Annotated in this window: 20 protein-coding genes and 2 tRNA genes; 19 read left to right on the plus strand and 3 right to left on the minus strand. The window is 69.2% G+C overall.

Annotated features, from left to right (window positions below):
- Window positions 1–78: 78 nt before the first annotated feature.
- The 5 genes from MRBLWH7_RS02310 to MRBLWH7_RS02330 all read left to right on the plus strand — a co-directional run bounded on the left by MRBLWH7_RS02310 (window position 79) and on the right by MRBLWH7_RS02330 (window position 4,151).
- A complete protein-coding gene (locus MRBLWH7_RS02310; RefSeq protein ID WP_341998778.1) occupies window positions 79–933 on the plus strand; it encodes a peptidoglycan-binding protein in 855 nt (284 codons plus the stop codon).
- A 73-nt stretch (window positions 934–1,006) separates the two neighbouring features.
- A complete protein-coding gene (locus MRBLWH7_RS02315) occupies window positions 1,007–1,543 on the plus strand; it encodes a DNA polymerase III subunit gamma/tau (protein WP_341998780.1) in 537 nt (178 codons plus the stop codon).
- A complete protein-coding gene (locus MRBLWH7_RS02320; protein ID WP_341998782.1) occupies window positions 1,540–1,902 on the plus strand; it encodes a bacitracin resistance protein in 363 nt (120 codons plus the stop codon). Before MRBLWH7_RS02315 ends, MRBLWH7_RS02320 begins: the two co-directional genes overlap by 4 nt.
- 129 nt (window positions 1,903–2,031) lie before the next feature.
- A complete protein-coding gene (serA, locus tag MRBLWH7_RS02325) occupies window positions 2,032–3,636 on the plus strand; it encodes a phosphoglycerate dehydrogenase (RefSeq protein ID WP_341998784.1) in 1,605 nt (534 codons plus the stop codon).
- A 20-nt stretch (window positions 3,637–3,656) separates the two neighbouring features.
- Complete coding sequence (locus MRBLWH7_RS02330; protein ID WP_341998786.1) at window positions 3,657–4,151, plus strand: DUF2867 domain-containing protein; 495 nt, start codon at window positions 3,657–3,659, stop codon at window positions 4,149–4,151.
- A gap of 81 nt (window positions 4,152–4,232) precedes the next feature.
- Here MRBLWH7_RS02330 and MRBLWH7_RS02335 read toward each other — a convergent pair whose 3' ends face one another.
- Window positions 4,233–4,778 (minus strand): TetR/AcrR family transcriptional regulator, encoded by a 546-nt coding sequence (locus tag MRBLWH7_RS02335; protein WP_341998788.1) that lies wholly within the window; start codon window positions 4,776–4,778, stop codon window positions 4,233–4,235.
- 66 nt (window positions 4,779–4,844) lie between these two features.
- On the opposite strand from MRBLWH7_RS02335, the gene MRBLWH7_RS02340 reads away from it, so the two are divergent.
- From MRBLWH7_RS02340 to MRBLWH7_RS02360, 5 genes are all read left to right on the plus strand, one after another.
- Window positions 4,845–6,383, plus strand: coding sequence for an MFS transporter (locus MRBLWH7_RS02340; protein WP_342001875.1), 1,539 nt, complete (start codon window positions 4,845–4,847; stop codon window positions 6,381–6,383).
- Between the two features lie 7 nt (window positions 6,384–6,390).
- On the plus strand, window positions 6,391–7,443 hold the full coding sequence (locus tag MRBLWH7_RS02345; protein WP_341998790.1) for a 3-isopropylmalate dehydrogenase: 1,053 nt from the start codon (window positions 6,391–6,393) through the stop codon (window positions 7,441–7,443).
- A 60-nt stretch (window positions 7,444–7,503) separates the two neighbouring features.
- Complete coding sequence (locus MRBLWH7_RS02350) at window positions 7,504–8,610, plus strand: branched-chain amino acid aminotransferase (RefSeq protein ID WP_341998792.1); 1,107 nt, start codon at window positions 7,504–7,506, stop codon at window positions 8,608–8,610.
- 71 nt (window positions 8,611–8,681) lie between these two features.
- On the plus strand, window positions 8,682–9,449 hold the full coding sequence (locus MRBLWH7_RS02355) for a fumarylacetoacetate hydrolase family protein (protein ID WP_341998794.1): 768 nt from the start codon (window positions 8,682–8,684) through the stop codon (window positions 9,447–9,449).
- Window positions 9,442–10,743: an MFS transporter gene (locus tag MRBLWH7_RS02360; protein WP_341998796.1), complete on the plus strand. Its 1,302-nt coding sequence runs from the start codon at window positions 9,442–9,444 to the stop codon at window positions 10,741–10,743. The genes MRBLWH7_RS02355 and MRBLWH7_RS02360 overlap by 8 nt, the downstream gene beginning before the upstream one ends.
- Before the next feature lie 207 nt (window positions 10,744–10,950).
- Here the strand turns inward: MRBLWH7_RS02360 and MRBLWH7_RS02365 are convergent, their stop codons facing one another.
- The gene (locus tag MRBLWH7_RS02365; protein WP_341998798.1) at window positions 10,951–12,018 is read right to left on the minus strand and encodes an aminotransferase class V-fold PLP-dependent enzyme; all 1,068 of its coding nucleotides are present in this window, start codon (window positions 12,016–12,018) and stop codon (window positions 10,951–10,953) included.
- Window positions 12,019–12,100: 82 nt separating this feature from the next.
- On the opposite strand from MRBLWH7_RS02365, the gene MRBLWH7_RS02370 reads away from it, so the two are divergent.
- From MRBLWH7_RS02370 to MRBLWH7_RS02395, 6 genes are all read left to right on the plus strand, one after another.
- The gene (locus tag MRBLWH7_RS02370) at window positions 12,101–13,072 is read left to right on the plus strand and encodes a LysR family transcriptional regulator (protein WP_341998800.1); all 972 of its coding nucleotides are present in this window, start codon (window positions 12,101–12,103) and stop codon (window positions 13,070–13,072) included.
- 11 nt (window positions 13,073–13,083) lie between these two features.
- A complete protein-coding gene (gltX, locus tag MRBLWH7_RS02375; protein WP_341998802.1) occupies window positions 13,084–14,613 on the plus strand; it encodes a glutamate--tRNA ligase in 1,530 nt (509 codons plus the stop codon).
- Between the two features lie 69 nt (window positions 14,614–14,682).
- A tRNA-Gln gene (locus tag MRBLWH7_RS02380) sits at window positions 14,683–14,754 on the plus strand.
- A 196-nt stretch (window positions 14,755–14,950) separates the two neighbouring features.
- Window positions 14,951–15,151: a helix-turn-helix domain-containing protein gene (locus MRBLWH7_RS02385; RefSeq protein WP_341998804.1), complete on the plus strand. Its 201-nt coding sequence runs from the start codon at window positions 14,951–14,953 to the stop codon at window positions 15,149–15,151.
- A complete protein-coding gene (locus MRBLWH7_RS02390) occupies window positions 15,144–16,349 on the plus strand; it encodes a site-specific integrase (protein ID WP_341998806.1) in 1,206 nt (401 codons plus the stop codon). Before MRBLWH7_RS02385 ends, MRBLWH7_RS02390 begins: the two co-directional genes overlap by 8 nt.
- A 20-nt stretch (window positions 16,350–16,369) precedes the next feature.
- Window positions 16,370–16,900: a hypothetical protein gene (locus MRBLWH7_RS02395; protein WP_341998807.1), complete on the plus strand. Its 531-nt coding sequence runs from the start codon at window positions 16,370–16,372 to the stop codon at window positions 16,898–16,900.
- Between the two features lie 592 nt (window positions 16,901–17,492).
- On the opposite strand, the gene MRBLWH7_RS02400 is transcribed toward MRBLWH7_RS02395, so the two are convergent.
- Window positions 17,493–17,663, minus strand: coding sequence for a hypothetical protein (locus tag MRBLWH7_RS02400; protein WP_341998808.1), 171 nt, complete (start codon window positions 17,661–17,663; stop codon window positions 17,493–17,495).
- A 191-nt stretch (window positions 17,664–17,854) separates the two neighbouring features.
- Between MRBLWH7_RS02400 and MRBLWH7_RS02405 the strand changes: the two genes are divergently transcribed.
- From MRBLWH7_RS02405 to MRBLWH7_RS02415, 3 genes are all read left to right on the plus strand, one after another.
- Window positions 17,855–18,415 (plus strand): hypothetical protein, encoded by a 561-nt coding sequence (locus tag MRBLWH7_RS02405; protein ID WP_341998810.1) that lies wholly within the window; start codon window positions 17,855–17,857, stop codon window positions 18,413–18,415.
- An 84-nt stretch (window positions 18,416–18,499) separates the two neighbouring features.
- Window positions 18,500–19,504, plus strand: a complete 1,005-nt coding sequence (locus tag MRBLWH7_RS02410) for a diacylglycerol kinase family protein (protein WP_341998812.1) — start codon at window positions 18,500–18,502, stop codon at window positions 19,502–19,504.
- Window positions 19,505–19,574: 70 nt separating this feature from the next.
- Window positions 19,575–19,657 (plus strand) — tRNA-Ala (locus tag MRBLWH7_RS02415).
- The last annotated feature ends 115 nt before the right edge of the window (window positions 19,658–19,772 follow it).

Raw genomic sequence — 19,772 nt, forward strand, 5'->3', positions numbered from 1 at the left:
TATCAGGGCACAAGGAGCGCGCCTCGGAAGCGTGAGGGGTCGCGCGCCCCGCATTCGACCCAGAGCAGAGGAGCTGTCATGAACGTCGAACCGTGGAGCACTGTCGGACCGGGATCGTCGGCGGCGATCGTCCCGGGCATCCAGTACCTCCTGCGTGCGCACGGCCACGCCGTCGCCGTCACCGGAACATACGACCCCGCGACCACCGCAGCGGTCACGGCACTCCAGACCGCGCAGGGCGTGCCGGCAGACGGCATCGTCGGACCCGTGACGTGGCCCGAGCTCGTCATCGCGGTGCAGCAGGGATCGACCGGTGACGCGGTGCGGGCGGTGCAGCAGTTCGGACTCGTGCGATCGCCGGGGGAGGACCCGCTGGTCGTGGACGGGGATTTCGGCCCGATCACGAAAGAGCGCGTCGAGTTCTTCCAGGAGTCGTGGGGCCTCACCATCGACGGCATCGCCGGCCGCGAGACCTGGTCGTTCTTCAGCACGTTCCTGCCGGGCGAGCGCCCGTGGGCCCTCGTGAAGCAGGGTTCGACGCAGGCCACGAACTGGCGCGTCCTCGCTGCGCAGCACCTGTTGCGTGCGCGCGGTGCGACCATCGCCGCCGACGGCGCTTTCGGTCCGCAGAGCGGGCAGGCTGTGAAGACCTTCCAGCAGACGCTGCGGGCCGTCGAGATCTCGACCACGCTCGGCCAGCTCGACTGGCCGAGCCTCATCCTCACCGTGAAGCAGGGCGATGGCCCTGCCGGGGCTGAGGGCGAGGCCGTGCGGGCCGTACAGACGCTTCTCGCCGGCCTCACCGTCGACGGCGACTTCGGTCCGGCCACCGACGCCGCGGTCCGCGAGTTCCAGCAGCTGTTCGCGCCGCCGGTCGACGGGATCGTGGGTCCGGTCACCTGGCACACCCTGATGCTGCGGCTCTTCGAATGAGCGACGCAGGCCCGGGTGCCGCGCCCGCCGCGGGGTGCCCGGGCTTGCAGGGCCGCGGCGCTACGCTGAGAACGTGACCACCGGACGCGACGACGACGCCCTCACCTGGGACGGCGACGACGATCCCACGCTCGACCACGGTGCGAGCGGCAAGCCGGACGACGAGTCCGAGACCGAAGCCGCGTCGACGCCGGTCGAGCTGCCGGAGGGCTTCACCGCCGTCGGCAGGGGCAGCGACACCCTGGTCTCCGCGGATGCGCCGGCCACAACATCGGCCGAAGTGTCGTCGACCGAGGACCCCACGAACGCCCGGCGACAGCCCATGGGGAATGTTGAGCTCGTCTCACTCGGTGTGCTCGGTGGAATCTACGCGCTATTCGCCGTCGGCTGGTTGATCGGCGGACTGCGGCTTCAGGCGCGGCTCTTTCTGGATGACCCGATGTTCTTCGCCAGTCTGTGGCTCGCCGTTCTCGCTCCGCTGCTGTGGTTCGCTACCGTGTTGCTGCTGACGCGTGGCTCTCGCTCATGGATTCGGTTCGTATGGCTCTCCGCGGGCGCGATACTGCTCGTTCCTTGGCCATTTCTAATGCTTGGGGCGGTGGCGGTATGAGCGATGCAAACCGCTCGAACCTGTCGGCAAGACGGATGCCCGTTTGGCTCGTTGTTGCGATTTCCGGCATCGCGGGGCTCTTTTACGCGTTCGCGGTGTGGAGCGCGATAGCCAACCTCGTACAGGCGATCGCCTTCTACGCCAATGGTGGCTACGAGATCAACGCGCTTGGCTGGTTTGTCTGGATCTTTGCCGCGCTTTTCCCGCTAATCGTGTGGGCGATCGCCTTCGCGTTGGGCTATCGCCGCCAGGCGCACGAGTTTCTGCTGCTAATGGTGACAGGTCTCGCGGTCGTCGGGGTTTTCTGGCTGAACGTGGTTGCGTACACCGGCCTGAACACGACCTCTTTCGTCGGCTGACGCCGTCACACGGTCGGGGGCGTCGCCGCGCGGGGGGTAGGCTGGCACAGGCCTCGCCCCCCGACGGCGTGCGGCGCGGCATCCGGTTCTGCTCCGCGCGTTCGCGCACCGCCCCACTAAGGAACACCCGTGCCGAAGCCTGTCGTCCTCATCGCCGAAGAGCTCTCTCCCGCCACGATCGATGCCCTGGGTCCCGACTTCGACGTGCGCAACGTCGACGGCACCGACCGCCCCGCGCTGCTCGAGGCCCTCGCCGACGCCAACGCGGTGCTGATCCGCTCGGCGACGAAAATCGATGCCGAGGCGATCGCCGCGGCGCCCGTCCTCAAGGTCGTCGCCCGCGCCGGCGTCGGACTCGACAACGTCGACATCAAGACAGCCACCACCGCCGGTGTCATGGTCGTGAACGCCCCGACATCCAACATCATCTCGGCGGCCGAGCTCACCGTCGGCCACATCCTGAGCCTCGCGCGCCGCATCCCCGCCGCGCACGCGTCGCTCGCCGGCGGCGCGTGGAAGCGCAGCTCGTACACCGGCACCGAGCTGTTCGAGAAGACGGTCGGCATCATCGGCCTGGGCCGCATCGGCGCCCTGATCACCGCCCGCCTCCAGGCGTTCGACGTCCGCGTCATCGCGTACGACCCTTACGTCACGAGCGCTCGAGCGCAGCAGCTGGGCGTGCAGCTGGTCACGCTCGACGAGCTGCTCGCGCAGAGCGACTTCGTCACGATCCACATGCCGAAGACCCCCGAGACGACGGGCATGATCGGTGCCGAGCAGTTCAAGATCATGAAGCCGACCGCGTACGTCGTCAACGTCGCGCGCGGCGGACTCATCGACGAGGAGGCGCTGCACGCCGCCCTGACCGCGGGCGAGATCGCCGGTGCGGGTCTCGACGTCTTCACGTCGGAGCCCCCAGCGGAGGGCGGCACCGCGGCGGCCCTGCTGGACCTGCCCAACGTCGTCGTCACGCCGCACCTCGGCGCCTCCACCGAAGAGGCGCAGGAGAAGGCGGGCGTCTCGGTCGCGAAGTCGGTGCGTCTCGCGCTCGGCGGGGAGCTCGTTCCGGATGCCGTCAACGTCGCGGGCGGCGTCATCGACCCGTACGTGCGCCCGGGCATCCCGCTGGTCGAGAAGCTCGGCCAGATCTTCTCGGCGCTCGCCCGGTCGCCCCTCACGAGCCTCGACGTCGAGGTACACGGCGAGCTGCAGGCGTACGACGTCAGCGTGCTCAAGCTCGCCGCACTCAAGGGCGTCTTCACGAACATCGTCAGCGAGACGGTGTCGTATGTGAACGCGCCGCTGCTCGCCGAGCAGCGCGGCGTCGAGGTGCGTCTCCTCGTCGACGACGACAGCCCGGAGTACCGCAACGTCATCACACTGCGCGGCGCCCTGTCGGACGGCTCGCAGCTCGCGATCTCGGGCACGCTCACCGGTCCGAAGCAGGTCGAGAAGCTCGTCGGCATCAACGACTACGCGATCGAGCTGCCGATCGAGACCAACCACGTCGTCATGCTCTACACCGACCGCCCCGGCATCGTGGCGATCTACGGCCAGAAGTTCGGCGAGGCGGGCATCAACATCGCCGGCATGCAGATCGCGCGCCAGACGGCCGGCGGTCAGGCGCTCTCCGTGCTCACCGTCGACTCGCCGGTGCCCGACGATCTCCTCGACGAGGTGAGCTCGGCCATCGAGGCCGATCTGTTCCGCCAGATCGAGATCACCGAATCCTGACCTGCAGCGCCGGTCCGACGATGAGCTCCCTCGACGAGCGCGCCGGCGGGCCGGCGTTCCGGAGTCTCGCCTTGCACGGCTGGCCGCGCTTCGACTACGGCGACGTCATCCTCGCCTCGCTGCCACCGGAGGCGACCGACGACCCGCGCGCCTGGGCCGAGACGCTGTTCTCGCCCGCGACGGCGCCCGTCTGGGTCAAGGCTGCGATGGGCGTGCGGATGGCCCTCGCGCCGCTCATCGGCCTCGAGGCGGCTCCTCGCGGCGTGTTCGACGTGCGGCGGGTCGAGGGCGACGAAGCGCTCATCGAGTACGTCGACGCGCATCTCACCTTCCGCTGCGGAGTGGGAGTGGATGCCGCCGCCGCCGTCGTGCGCGTCACCACCGTGGTGCGCTTCAACGACTGGCGCGGCCGCGTCTACTTCACGCCGGTGTCGCTCGTGCATCCACTCGTGGTCGGGGCGATGCTGCGCCGCGCCCGGCGCGCGCTCGCGAAGCAAGGCCGCTTCTCGCGCTGAGCAACGCTGCCCGCGTCAGGCGCCGTCGGACTGAGGACGGGCACTGAGCGCCGAGCGGGCCGCGGCACACGTGGGAATGCGTCAGCCGCGCGTCGCCTGCTCGACGACCTCGACCAGGGCGTCCATCGCGGCGCCGCGGGGGACCGGGCCGGGGATCGAGCCGCCCGAGAGCGCGTTGTTGAAATAGAGCCCGTCGCTGACGAGCATGACGAGATCGAGGGCCGTGGCGTCCTTCGTGTGCGGCCGCAGCACGTCGGCCCACTCGTCGCGGATGCCGCGCAGTGCATCGGCCGCAGCGGTGTTGCCGCCCTGCGCGAGCCGCGACGCCGCCAGGATGGCGCGATCGATGGGGTCGTTCTCCATCGCCGAGGACCGCAAGAAGTAGGCGATGGGCCCCTCGGGTGCGGCTGACATCGCGGCGACATCCTCCGCGACGACTGCGCGCAGGCGATCGATGATCGCGACCTCGAGCGCCTCCTTCGTGCCGAAGTGGTAGAGCAGGCCGCCTTTGGATACGCCTGCAGCCTTCGCGGTGGCATCCATCGTCGCCGCGCGCTCGCCTTCCTCGATGAGGATCTGCTCGAAGGCGTCGAGCACCTTCTCGCGGGCCAGGGGAGGGCGGCTCATGGCCTCGATGGTATCGACAGGTGTCGCGGCATCCTGTTACTATACCGGCTGGACGGTATAGAAATGATGACTCTCACTCAAGAACTCTCGCTCGCCGACGCGCAGGGCCGTAAGGTCGGCTGGCGCGGCTGGGCGGCGCTGGTCGTGCTGATGCTGCCGGTGCTGCTCGTCTCGGTCGACAACACCGTGCTGAGCTTCGCGCTGCCGTCGATCGCCCTCGAGCTGGGGCCCTCGAGCGCTCAGCAGCTGTGGATCATCGACGCCTACCCGCTCGTGCTCGCGGGTCTGCTCGTCACCATGGGCACGCTCGGCGACCGGTTCGGGCGACGACGGATGCTGCTCATCGGCGCGACCGGCTTCGCTGCCGTCTCCGTGCTCGCGGCCTTCGCGCCGAGCGCCGCGTGGCTCATCGCCGCCCGCGCCGCGATCGGCGTGTTCGGCGCGATGCTGATGCCGTCGACGCTGTCGCTGCTGCGCAGCATCTTCACCGACCGCGATCAGCGGCGCCTCGCGATCGCGGTGTGGGCGTCGATGTTCTCCGCCGGTGCTGCGCTCGGACCGATCGTGGGCGGCCTGCTGCTGGAACACTTCTCGTGGGGCTCGGTGTTCCTGCTCTCGGTTCCTGTGCTCATCCCGCTGCTGGTGCTCGCCCCTCTCCTCGTGCCCGAGAGCCGCGACCCGAAGCCGGGCCGCATCGATCCGCTCAGCATCGCGCTGTCGATGGCCACGATGATCCCGATCGTCTATGGCATCAAGGAGCTCGCCGTCCACGGCTTCGCGGTCGCGGCGTGGCTGCCGATGCTCGTCGGACTCGGGTTCGGGGTGCTCTTCGTCCGCCGGCAGCTGCGTGCCAGGACTCCGATGCTCGACATGCGGCTGTTCGGCCTCGGCACGTTCAGCGGTGCGCTGCTGGTGAACCTGCTCAGCGTGATCGCGCTCGTCGGCTTCCTGTTCTTCGTCGCGCAGCACCTGCAGCTCATCGTGGGGCTGTCGCCCATGCAGGCGGGACTGGCACTCGTCCCCGGACTCGCGATGATGATCCTGGCCGGCCTCGCGGTCGTGCCGATCTCGAAGAAGTGGCCCGCCCGCGTGGTGGTGCCGGCCGCGCTCGTGTTCTCGGTCGCCGGCTACATCGCGGTGGCATTCGCCACCGGCCCCGACAGCGTCGGCACGCTCGTCGCGGCGTTCATCTCGCTCGGCATCGGCATCGGCGCGGCCGAGACCGTGTCGAACGAGCTGGTCCTCTCGAGCGCGCCGCCTGCGACGGCCGGCGCTGCGAGCGCCGTCTCCGAGACCGCCTACGAGCTGGGCGCCGTCCTCGGCACGACAGTGCTGGGCGGCATCCTGACCGCGCTCTACCGGTCGAATCTCGTGGTGCCAGACGGCGTGACGGATGCTGCGGCCGCGGCCGCGTCCGAGACCCTCGCCGGTGCGGTGCACGCCGCCGGCCAGATCGGCGGAGCGACCGGCCAGGCGCTCTTCGAGGCGGCGGCGACCGCGTTCGACGCGGGCGTGACCATCACTGCCCTCATCGGGGCGGCCCTCGTGGTCGTCGCGGGGGTCATCGCGGCCACTACCCTGGGAGGGTCCCGCCAGAAGTCGTAGGAGCACCATGTCGCGCGTCGTGAAACTGGCCGTCATCCCGGGTGACGGCATCGGTCCGGAGGTCATCGCCGAAGCGGAGAAGGTGCTCGACGCCGCGACCGCGGGGAGCAGCATCCGTTTCGAGAAGACGCGGTACTCGCTGGGCGCCGGGCGCTTCCTCGAGACCGGCGACACGCTCACCGACGACGACCTCGACGCGATCAAGGACCACGACGCGATCCTCCTGGGCGCCGTCGGGGGAGTGCCGGGTGACCCGCGGCTGAAGAACGCGAACATCGAGCGCGGGCTGCTGCTGAAGCTGCGCTTCGAGCTCGACCACTACGTCAACCTGCGTCCCTCGAAGCTCTACCCGGGCGTGCCGGGACCGCTGGCCGAGCCGGGGGACATCGACTTCGTCGTCGTGCGCGAAGGGACCGAGGGGCCGTATGTCGGCAACGGGGGCTCGATCCGCACCGGCACGCCGCACGAGGTCGCCAACGAGACCTCGGTGAACACCGCGTTCGGCGTCGAGCGGGTCGTGCGGTATGCGTTCGACCTCGCCGAGCGCCGGTCGAAGCGGGTGACCCTCGTGCACAAGACCAACGTCCTCGTGCACGCCGGCGGCATCTGGAAGCGCCTCGTGGACGAGGTGGCGCGGGAGCACCCGGACGTGACCGTAGACTATGTGCACGTCGACGCGGCCACCATCTATCTGGTCACGAACCCGGGTCGTTTCGACGTGATCGTCACCGACAACCTCTTCGGAGACATCCTCACCGACCTGGCCGGCGCCGTCACCGGTGGCATCGGCCTCGCAGCCTCGGGCAACATCAACCCCGACGGCGCGTTCCCCTCGATGTTCGAGCCCGTGCACGGATCGGCGCCCGACATCGCAGGCCAGCAGAAGGCCGATCCCACGGCCGCGATCCTCTCCGTCTCGCTGCTGCTCGATCACCTCGGGCTCACCGACGAGGCACAGCGCGTCACCACGGCTGTCGAGGAGGACATCGCGAGCCGGGGCACGGCATCCCGCACCACCGCGCAGATCGGCGACGCCATCGCCGGCCGGCTCCAGGCGTAACCTGGATCCCGCAAGCGCCTCCATCCTCGCGGATCCGTCCGCACGAAAGCACAGGCCGACATGACTCTCATCGATTCCGACCCCGACACCGGACTCGCGCCGCTCGAGTTCACCGTCAACCGCAACCTCCAGGCGAAGAGCGCCCAGCAGCGCGAGGAGATCCTCGCGAACCCCGGCTTCGGCACCAGCTTCACCGACCACATGGTCGACATCTGCTGGTCGGTCGGCGGGGGATGGCACCGTCCGCGCGTCCAGCCGTACGGTCCGCTGTCGCTCGACCCCGCGGCGGCCGTCCTGCACTACGGCCAGGAGATCTTCGAGGGCATCAAGGCCTACCGCCACGCTGACGGCTCGATCCACACGTTCCGCCCCGACCAGAACGGCCGGCGCCTCCAGCGTTCCGCGCGTCGCCTTGCGCTGCCCGAGCTGCCGGTCTCGTACTTCATCCAGTCGCTGCGCGAGCTCATCGCCGTCGACGGCGCCTGGGTGCCCTCCGGCGACGACCAGAGCCTGTACCTGCGTCCGTTCATGTTCGCCAAGGAGGCGTTCCTCGGCGTGCGCCCCGCGCACAAGGTCGGCTACTACGTGATCGCCTCGCCCGCCGGCGCCTACTTCAAGGGCGGCGTGCAGCCGGTGTCGATCTGGCTCAGTGAGGACTACGCGCGCGCCGGCAAGGGCGGCACGGGTGCCGCCAAGACCGGCGGCAACTACGCCGCCAGCCTGCTGCCGCAGTCCGAGGCGTACGAGAACGAGTGCGACCAGGTCGTGTTCCTCGACCAGGACCGCAACGTCGAGGAGCTCGGCGGCATGAACGTCGTGTTCGTCTACAAGGACGGCACGATCGTCACCCCGCAGTCCGACTCGATCCTCGAGGGCATCACCCGCGACTCGATCCTGCAGCTCGCGGCAGACCGCGGCCACAAGGTCGAGGGCCGTGCCGTGTCGTTCGACGAGTGGCGCCAAGGTGTCGCCTCCGGGGACATCGTCGAGGTGTTCGCGTGCGGCACCGCTGCCGTGCTCACCCCGATCGGCGTGCTCAAGGGCAAGGACTTCCTCGACGAGCAGCCGACCGGCTCGCTCGCGCTGTCGCTGCGCGAGGAGCTCACCGACATCCAGTACGGGCGCCGCGAAGACAAGCACGGCTGGCTCGTGCGCCTCGACGCCTGACCGATCTCGAACGAAGGCCCGCGGGAGACCGCGGGCCTTCGTTCGTCGGAGCAGGTGGCTAGGCTGAGCGGGTGAGGATCGCGCGCTTCAGCCACAACGACGCCATCAGATTCGGGATCGTCGACGAGGGCGAGCTGGTCGTCCTCGCCGGCGACCCGATGTTCGCCGGCTACGAGACCACGGGGGAGCGCGTCCCGCTCGCCGACGTCGCGCTGCTGGCACCGGTGATTCCGCGCTCGAAGATCGTGGCGGTCGGGCGCAACTACCGCGACCACGCGGCCGAGATGGGAAACGACGTGCCCACGGCGCCGATGCTTTTCTTCAAGCCGAACACGTCGGTCATCGGCCCCGGCGACGCCGTGGTTCTGCCGAAGGGGTCGGACTTCGTCAGCTTCGAGGGCGAGCTCGCCGCGGTCATCGGCCGCATCGCCAAGAACGTCTCCGCCGAGAACGCCCTCGACTATGTGTTCGGCTACACGATCGCGAACGACCTCACCGCGCGCGACTGGCAGAAGTCCGACGGCCAGTGGGCACGGGCCAAGGGGTTCGACACGTCGTGCCCCCTCGGCCCGGCGATCGAGACCGATTTCGACGTGACCGGCCCCGCCGTGATCACGACGCGACTCAACGGGGAGGTCCGCCAGCAGGGTCCGATCAGCGACATGATCTTCTCCCTCGCGGACGTCATCGCCGTCGCCTCCGCCGCCTTCACGCTGCTCCCGGGCGACGTGATCCTGACGGGCACACCCGCCGGCGTCGGCCAGATCAGCGCCGGAGACACCGTCGAGGTCGAGATCACCGGGCTGGGGACGCTCCGCAATCCCGCGCGCGATGCCTGAGACCGGGTCAGAACCGGCGGTCGACCTCGCGCCGACCGCCGACGAGATCGCCCGCGTCCAGCGGCGCACGGTATGGGTGCTGTCGGGCGGACAGGTACTCGGCGGCCTCGCGTTCGGTGCAACGCTGTCGCTCGGCGCTGTGCTCGCGGCCGAGCTGTCGGGCGAGGACGCGTTCTCCGGCCTGGCAGCGGCGGCCGTCACGTTCGGCACCGCGCTCACGGCCGTGCCGCTGGCGGCGATCGCCCGCCGCCGCGGTCGCCGGCGGTCGCTCACGACCGGTATGGCGGTCGCGCTCATCGGCGTCGGCCTCGTCATCCTCGCCGTCGCCCTGCGGTCGTTCCCGGTGCTGCTCGGCGGGTTCCTCATCATCGGCTCGGGGCAGGCCGCGAACCTGCAGTCCCGCTTCGCCGCAACGGATCTGGCGACGGATGCCTCGCGCGGGCGCGATCTGTCGGTCGTCGTGTGGGCCACCACCGTGGGCGCGGTGCTCGGCCCCAACCTCACCGGCCCCGGCGAGGTGATCGGCGGGGCGATCGGGATGCCCCCGCTGACGGGAGCGTACCTGTTCACCGTCGTCGCGCAGGGGCTCGCCATCATCCTGTACCTGGTCGCGATGCGTCCCGATCCTCTGCTGCTCGCGCAGCGCGTGGTGGCCTCCGCGAAGGCGGGAAGCCGCGCGATCGCCAAGGCGGACAGACCCGTGGCCGCGCGGTACGCGATCTTCGCGGTCGCCGCGGCGCACGGCACGATGGTGTCGGTCATGGCGATGACGCCCGTGCACCTGGCGCATCTGACGCACGAAGCGTCGGAGGCGGCGACGCTCTCGATCATCGGCCTCACGATCAGCCTGCACATCGCCGGCATGTACGTGCTGTCACCGGTCTTCGGCATCCTCGCCGACAGGGTGGGTCGAGTCCCCACGATTCTCATCGGACAGGTGCTGCTGGCGGCTGCGCTGCTCACGGCCTCGTTCGGTCAGGCGTCGACCACGGCGGTCACCGTCGCCCTCGTGCTCCTCGGCCTCGGCTGGAGTGCCACGACCGTCGCCGGGTCCACACTGCTCACCGAATCCTCGTCGGAGGAGCTGCGCACCAGGCGCCAGGGCATCAGCGACTTCACCATGAGCATCGTCGGCGGCGTCGGAGCGATCGCCGCCGGCGCGCTGCTGGGCTGGATCGGCTACGGCGGCCTCGCCCTCGTCGTCCTGGTGCTCGTCGCCGCTTCTGTGCTGCTCTCGCCGCTCGGCTGGCGGGCCTCGGCCGCGAGGGCACCGGAGGCCGCGTCGGGCTCCTGACCGCGGCCGGACGCGAGCCTCAGAACGCGTCTCGACGAGGTCCGTGATGGCTGGCTCGAGGTCGTCGAGAGAGTCCACGATCGGCACGAGCCGCGACATGTCGAGCGTCGTGCAGGGGCGCGAAGGCCCGAACACGTGGTCTCCGTCGTGGGGACTGCCGACCCGCCGGCAGTCGCGCAATCGCCCGGAGGCCCCCGAGGCGTGTCGTCAGTGACCCACGGCGGCGAGCGCCAGATCGACGTCATCCATGTCGTTGAACACGTGGAACGCCACGCGTGCGCGGCCAGACCGACCGGATGCGGTGATCCCCGCGGTCGCGAGGCGTGCGAGATCGCACCCGTCCGGATCGTCCCACGTGACGATCGCCGACGCGCGCTCGGGCTGTGCGAGGCCGAGCCCGGTGCGGAACGCCGCGGCGAGCCCGGTCGCGTGCTCGTAGAGTTCGGCGGGGTCGAGCGCGGCGAACAGCTCGAGGGCGGGCGCCGCGCCGACGAACGCCTGCCACGCCGGCGACACGTCGAAGCGGCGGGCGTCGGCGGCGAGCTCCACCTGGCCGCCGTAGCACGACGACCACGGGTCGTCTCCGGCGTACCAGCCGGCGTTGAGCGGCGTCATGCGCGCACCCAGGCGGTCCGACACGGTCAGGAACGACACGCCGCGCGGCGCGCACAGCCACTTGTACGCGTGGCACACGACGGCATCGAAGACGGATGCCTCGACCCGCAGCCAGCCGACGGCCTGGGTCGCGTCGCACAGCGTGAGCGCGTCGTGCGCGGCTGCGGTAGCCGCGATCGCCGCGGTGTCCGCCACCTCGCCGGTCGCGGACTGGACCACCGAGAAGGCCACGAGGGCCGTGGTCGGACGAACGTGCGCCGCCAGGTCGGCGAGCGGTGCGGTGCGCACGACGAGCTCACGCCCGGAGTGGATGAACGGCAGCACGACGGACGAGAACTCGCCGTCGGGCACGAGCACCTCGGCTCCCCGCGGGAGCGCGGACGCCACCATCCCCGCCGCGACCGAGGTCTGCGAGCCGATGGCCACCCGCTCGGCACCGACGCCGACGAGCGACGCGAACAGAGCGCGCGAGCGTTCCACCGCCGCGCCGTACGCGGCGAGGTCGGGGCGCCCGGAGGCGGAGGCGTCGAGGTCTGCCAGCACGGCGCGTCGCGTCGCGCGGCTCGGCAGGCCCACCGTGCACGCGGCGAGGTAGTCGCGGCCGCCCGCGAACTCCCGCCGGGCGGCATCGAGAGGGGAGGAAGGAGCGATCGCGAGCATGCATCCAGAGTGGACGGCAGCGAATATTCGCGTCTACGCCAGGTGTTCCATGCCGTACATAACAGATGCTTATGATTCAGGCATGACCGATCCTTGGGACGACGACCCGGGTTTCGACGCGCGCGAACTCCGCGTCGTGAAGGCGATCGCCGACGAGGGCTCCATCACGGGCGCCGCCCTCGCCCTCGGCTACAGCCAGCCCGCGGTGAGCCAGCAGCTCAAGCGACTCGAACAGCGCCTCGGAGTGGCGATCGTCGAACGCGTCGGTCGCCGCGTCCGCCTCACCGACGCGGGCCGCATCCTCGCGCGCCACGCCCCAGCGGTGACGACGGCATTGGATGCTGCCGCCGGCGAACTCGCCGAGCTCCGCGGCCTGCGCTCCGCGCGCGTGCGGCTCGTCGGGTTCCCCTCCGCCTCGCCCACGATCGTGCCGCGCCTGCTCGCGGACCTCGCGCAGCAGCATCCGGGGATCTCCCTCACGTACGTCGAGGCCGAACCGCCCGAGGCGGTCGAGGCGGTTCGCGAAGACCGCACCGATATCGCCCTCACCTTCAGCTACCCAGGCGACCGCGACGACCCGCATGGTTCGAGCGCCCGCGGCCTCGCGGTGCACACCGTCGGCGCCGACGAGCTGCTCGCGGTGCTCCCCGCCGAGCATCCCGTGGCGACCGCGGAGGTCATCGACGTCGCGACCCTCGCCGACGACGACTGGATCGCCGGCTGTCCGCGCTGCCGGGGCCACCTGCTCGAGCTGTGCGGACGCGCCGGGTTCGCGCCGCGCATCGCGTTCGAGACCGACAACTTCGTCGCCGTCGAAGGGCTCGTCGCGCAGGGGATCGGCGTCGCGACGCTGCCGCGGATGGCGGTCGAGTCCTTCCCGCAGCTGCCCGGGGTGGCCGTGGTGCCGCTGCCGGCCGGGGAGCAGCGCCGCATCCACACCGTCACGGCCCGCGGCGCGGATCGCGTGCCGGCTGTGCGGGCGACGCTGGACGCCCTCGCGCGGCTGATCGCCGAGCCCGCGGACGAGCCGGGTCCCGCAGCATCCCGCAACTAGACTTGACGGCGATGTCTTCTTCGCCTGATCCCCGCACCACGACCGCCACCGGCACGGACGTCCGCGTCCGCTTCTGCCCCTCGCCGACCGGTCTTCCGCACGTCGGACTCATCCGCACGGTGCTGTTCAACTGGGCGTATGCGCGTCACACGGGCGGCAAGCTCGTGTTCCGCATCGAAGACACCGACGCGGCGCGCGACAGCGAGGAGAGCTTTCACCAGCTTCTCGACGCCCTCCGGTGGCTCAAGATCGACTGGGACGAGGGCGTCGAGGTCGGCGGTCCGCACGGGCCGTACCGCCAGTCGCAGCGCCACCACATCTACCGCGAGGTGCTCGACAGGCTGATCGCCTCCGGCGCCGTGTACGAGAGCTACTCGACGCCCGAAGAGATCGACGCCCGCAACGAGGCGAACGGCCGAGCGAAGCAGCTCGGCTACGACAACCACGACCGCGACCTCACCGACCAGCAGAAGGCCGCCTTCCGTGCCGAGGGCCGCGAGCCCGCCTGGCGGCTGCGCGTGCCGGACGAGGACCTCACCTACTTCGACCTCATCCGCGGCGAGGTCACCTTCCCGGCGGGCTCGTTCCCGGACTTCGTGCTGGTGCGCGCGGGCGGCGTGCCGCTGTACCCGTTCGTGAACCCCGTGGACGACGCGCTGATGGGCATCACGCACGTCATCCGCGGCGAGGACCTCATGCCCTCGACCGCTCGCCAGCTGGCGCTGTACAGCGCGCTGGTGGATGCCGGCGTCACGACCTTCATCCCGCGCTTCGCGCACATGCCGCTCGTGCTCGGCGAAGAGGGCAACAAGAAGCTCTCCAAGCGCGACCCCAAGGCCGACCTGTTCCTGCAGCGCGACAAGGGCTTCATCCACGAGGGCCTGCTCAACTACCTCGCCCTGCTCGGCTGGTCCATCGGACCCGACCGCGACGTTTTCTCGCTCGAGGAGCTCGTCGCCGCGTTCGACATCGCCGACGTCAACCCGAATCCGGCTCGCTTCGACCAGAAGAAGGCCGAGTCGATCAACGGCGACCACATCCGCATGCTGCAGCCCGACGACTTCGCCGACCGCCTGGTGCCCTACCTGGCCGCGGCCGGCGTGGTCGACGATGACCCGACGGCGGCGCAGCGGGCGATGCTCGTCGCCGCCGCGCCGCTCGTGCAGGAGCGCATGCAGCTGCTCGGCGACGCCCCGGGACTGCTCGGCTTCCTGTTCTCCGACGTGGTCTCCTACCAGGATGACGCCCTCGCGTCGCTTCCCGCGAACGCGAACGAGGTGCTGGTCGCGTCGGTCGGCGCGCTCGAGCTCGTTCCCGACACCGAGTTCACGGCCGCGGCCGTGCAGGACGCCCTCGCCGGCGCCCTCATCTCGCCGGTGGAGGAGGGCGGCCTCGGCCTCAAGCCTCGCGTCGCGTACGGCCCGCTGCGCGTCGCGCTGAGCGGGCGCCGCGTGTCGCCGCCGCTGTTCGAGTCGATGGAGCTGCTCGGCAAGTCCCGGTCGATCCGCCGGCTCGGAGCACTGCTCGACGCGCGCGGGTGACGGCTCGGTTTGGAGCAGGTGCCGGCGTCGCGTAGACTCTATCCTCGGCACGGCTTCGGCTGACAGCCTTGGGGTATGGTGTAATTGGCAACACGGCTGATTCTGGTTCAGTTGTTCTTGGTTCGAGTCCAGGTACCCCAGCAGTAGTTTCCGCAGGATTCCGCAGCAGAATTCAGCCTCGTTTCGAGGCGTCTCGACCCGTCCGATCGGGCTCGGGACCACAAACGGGACCAAATACTCGCACGCGTGCATGCGCGCGGAGTTGGTGTCCCGATCTCCACGTTCTGGAGGCATCCCGTACGGGTGTCCACGGACGACGCCGGCGCACCTGATGTGTATGGACATCGGCGCTTCGGGAGTGGCACCCCCGGCCTTCAAGACGCAGGCGGAGATCGCCGAGATCATCAAGGTGCCCGAGCGCACGCTCGAGGACTGGCGCCTCAACCATCTCGGCCCGCCCTACATGAAGCTCGGCCGTCACGTCCGCTACGACCTGCTCGAGGTCGTTGCCTGGGCGCGGGAGCAGCGACATGCCTAGGCCCCGGATCCAGGCCGGCGAGGTCGGCGCAGTTCAGATCACGAAGCTGGCCGGCGGCCGCGTGCGTGCCCGTGCGCGTATGCGCGACGATGCCGGCGATCTCCGCCAGCTCAAGGTCACGGCCGACACCGAGGAAGATGCCCGCGCCGAGCTCCAACGTGCAGCCGCTTCCCTCACGTCGGGCGGCGCGGGGGCACTCACCGGATCGAGCACACTCGCCGAGGCTGCCGACGCCTGGCTCGTGCACGCCAACGGGCGTGCCGACTCGGGAAGCCTCGCCCACTCCACACTCGAGTCCTACGAGTCGGCCGTGCGGCTCATCCTGAAGCCGGTGTGCGGTGCGGTCACGCTGGATCAGCTCACGGTCGGTCGGTGCGATCGGATCGTCCAAAGCATCATGCGCGACGGGTCGGTCTCAAGGGCCCGCAAGGCGCGTGCCGTGCTCGGACTGATCTGCGGCTACGCCGTCCGGGATGACGCGATCCCACGCAATCCCGTCCGCGACGTCCAGCGCCTGCCGATGCCAGAAAAGAAGACCTCAGCGCTGACCGCCGAACAAGTGGCGGCGATCCGCGACCTAATGCACGCCTGGCGGGCAACGGGCGGATCCGGTCCTCGCCCGAACTACCGTGCGCTGGTCGATGGCATGGCCATCATGCTCGGCACCTCGGCGCGCGTGGGGGAGTGCATCGGCCTGCGGCGCAAGGACGTCGACATGACGACCTCGCCGCCGACGGTGCTCGTCGATGGAACCATCGTGAGCACCAAGAAGCAGGGGCTCCACCGAAAGGATGCGCCCAAGCGTGCGCGGCAGCGGCGTCGAATCGCGTTGCCGGCCGTGGCTGCCGCCGCTGTGCGCAACCGACTGGTTCTCGCGGGGCCAGGGGACGAGGCGTACCTCTTCCCGACGAAGACGGGGCGACCGATGAGCGTGAGCAACTACGAGCGGCTGCTGCGTACCTTCGTCGACGACAACGCCCAGGCACTGACTGATTTGGGCGTCAACGTCGACGAGTTCACAACGCATGTATATCGCCGCACGACCGCGACATTCGTCGAGCGCGCCGCGGGCATCACGCTCGCGTCACGACTGCTCGGACATGCGAACGAGCAGATCACGCGTGCAAGCTACGTCGTCTCAGCAGTCGAGGTTGACCCGATCACGATCGACATCTTGGACGAGATCCTCGGATCCTGACGAGGGAAGGAAGGCGCGACATGAGAACGGGACGACCGCCCATCGAAATGGGCGCGCATGGCAAGATCTCCACCGAGGACATCGGCGACGGGCGCACCCGCGCCGCGGCACGCATGCGGACATGGGATGGGGACATCCATCGGGTCACCGCGGTCGGCGAAACTGCCGCCGATGCTCGAGCGCTGCTCGAACGCCGGATGGCGGATCGGCTGCGACTTTCCGAGCTTCATGCCTGGCGGTATCTCACGGCAGACGACCCCTTCGCCGACGTTGCGGCATACTGGCTCGACTGCCTCTGGGAATGGACGACCGTGAGCGACGCCGCCATCGCCAGCTATCGGCGGGTCGTGCAAAGGCAGCTGACTCCCGGGTTCGAAAACGTGACGATCGGCGAGCTCACGATGGAGCGGGTCGAACGGCACCTGGCCGCCCTGGGCAGGGCAGAGTCGGCGGCATCTGCGAGGATGGCGCCGGAGGTGCTCAACCTCATCCTGGAGTTCGCGCTCAGAGAGGGTGCGCTCGCCTCGAACCCGCTCGGCGCGGAGGAATAGATCGAGCGCTCCTAGAGCGACGGAGCTTGACTCGGTTCCCGGGCACGCCCGAGCATGCTCCGCGGCAAGGTGGTGTCGGTTGACGTGGCTCGCAGAATGACCGAGCCTGCGGGTGTCCAAAGGGAGACATGTCTGCCGACCGCACCGCCGACGCCAGATGGCTTGACACGGAGCCCGGCCCTTCGGCTGAACCGTCACAGTGCTGCCTCGAACCCCACGGTCAGCGGATCTCATCGAAGAAGAATGAGGTAGCGGAATGACTGCTTTTGGCCGGACGCGTCAAGCACGTAATCGGCGTCGACCCCGACTGTGACCGCGTCACCGCAGCTGCCATGAGTGTTACGTGGCAAGGAGAGCCGGCATCGGCGACGTTCCCAGGCAACGAGGCGAGGAGACGGGCAGGTGATCAAACTGTGGAGAACGCGCACCGGCGACGAGCAGCCACGTTGGGCTGGGCAGACGGGACCCGATTCAATGCCCACTGCTCCAGCAGCGCCAGACGGTGCACTGGATCTCAGGATGGATGCGCCGTTGCGTGCAGCCGGGGTTGATGCGGGACGGGCGCGAATCGGTGGGGTAACGCGGTCGCTCTTCAGGCGTCCTTGCTACGGCGGCTGGCCGCGCGCCGAACGAAGAAGAAGATCAGCGTGCCTACGAAGAGGATCACGCCGATTATTCCCAGCCAGAGCAGGCCCTCGAGCGCGAATCCGACCACCGCCAGGATCGCCCACACCACCAGGAGGATCACGATCACCGTTGTCATCTCCTCACGCTACTCGCGCGGACCGCACATGGGTAGGGCGCGACCAACCTGGTGACACCCTCGCCCCTCCGCACAGTCGGCGCGCGCTTCAAGCGGCCGGCGGGCGCGGCCTCCCGGGCCGCGGGCTCGGCGACACGCGCTCGTGCACCGAACCTGTGAGTCGCACATGTGGGAGGCGTAGCGTCCGGGGTATGGACACGCACACACGCACGAGTGACGCACATTCGGCGACGCTTGGCCTGGGATCGGTGCTGGTGGCTTCGCTGCCGGCTGCGCTGATGACTGAGGCAGCGCCTGACCGCTACACGGTGGAGGCCGTATTCACCCGCCGCCCTGAGAAGGAAGAAGTGGCGGAGATTCTGGGCACCCGCACACGTGACGATCTCGTCAGTGCCGGGTACCCAACGGTGGAGCTAGCGGTCGCCGACCGACGCCTCGTGATCGCCAACACAAACCTGGAGGAGTTGCGCGACGGACTCGCAGCCGTCATCGCCGACCGACTTGCCGCGATCAGCACGAGGATCCGCGAGAAGCAGGATGCCGCCGCGATCCGGTTCGAAGAAGCAGCAATGCGCGAACATACACGTGCCGCAGCAGTCACCGCCCTCGCAGAATCGATCACATTCGAAAGTCCACGGAGTGCAGCGAATCCTCACCCCGACTCGACGGATGCCGCCGCCAGCAACGACGACGACGAGCAGATCGCGGGTTGGAGCAGCGAGGGTGGGCACGGGCGTTACGCGCGACCGTGACGGAACAATGACCATGGCGTGAGTGGTCCAGACAAAGGCGATCGCAGTGGTCCGCCACTCCGTCCGCTCGACGACGGGTCCAAGGTGACCGCGACAGAGTCGGCTGCCGAGACACGCCGACACGCTGCCGTGGTCTACAACCCCATCAAGGCTCGACTTGACCCGATTCGCAGCGCAGTCATCGACCAGGAACGGGCCAACGGGTGGGATCGAACACGCTGGTACGAGACGAGCAGCGCAGATTCCGGACGATCGGCCGCAGCACAGGCGCTGGGCGAGCAACCTGCCGTCGTCGTCGTGGTCGGCGGTGATGGGACGGTGCGAGCCATTGCGGAGGTGATGCACGGAACCGGCATCCCCGTCGCGTTGCTGCCCGCCGGCACCGGCAACCTACTCGCACGCGAACTCAGCACGCCCCTCAATGACGTCGCCGCGTGCATCGCCGCTGCGTTCACGGGCGACGACCGCGGGATCGATGTGGGGACAGCTGACCTCGAGGACGAGACCGGAACACGCAGCACGCACGCGTTCGTGGTCATGGCGGGCATCGGCCTCGATGCGGATATGGCACAGCACACCAGCGCGATCGCGAAGAAGCACCTCGGATGGCTCGCATACGTCACCCCCATCGCCCGATCCATCATCAGGAACCGCCTCTTCCATCTCAATTACCGGATCGACGACGAGCGCGTCAGTTCCACCCGCGCCCACACCGTCATCGTCGGAAACTGCGGAACACTGACAGGGAACCTGCTCCTGCTACCGGCCGCAGTCATCGACGACGGACTATTGGACGTCGTGATGATGCGCCCGGAGGGTGCATTCGGGTGGGCGCGGATCGGGACACGGCTGACCCTGCAGGGCATCGCCCGCCAATCGCGGGTGACGGGAAGCATGATGCGGCGGACCCCAGACCTCCTCTCGCTCGCCTATGTCCAAGGCCGGCAGTTCGAAGCACGCTTCGACACGCCACACGTCATCGAGCTCGACGGAGATAGCTTCGGACACGTCACACGCGTCAGAATGAGCCTGCACCCCGGCGCACTGCTCGTTCGGGTCGCCCCACAAGCGTTCCGCCGTCGGGAATGAGCGCGTAAGACCCAAGTAGACCAGGAACACAGGACAGACCATGGCCTGCGGCGCGGCTGCAGCGGCCCCCGGAGGCTCCCCTCCGAGGACAAAGTCGGGTGCACCTGGACGGCATGCAGGGGGTCAGGGGTTCGAGTCCCCTCAGGTCCACCAAAACTCCCGGTAAAGCACCGAAACTTCACTCCCTGTACAGGGAGTTTGAATGTTTGGTAGTCGTTTACTGGACACTTCGCCGAGTCGCCAGAGGGCGCTTTCGAGCCTTCTTGGG

It is taken from the genome of Microbacterium sp. LWH7-1.2 (assembly GCF_038397755.1).
In the GTDB taxonomy this organism is placed as follows: Bacteria; Actinomycetota; Actinomycetes; order Actinomycetales; family Microbacteriaceae; genus Microbacterium.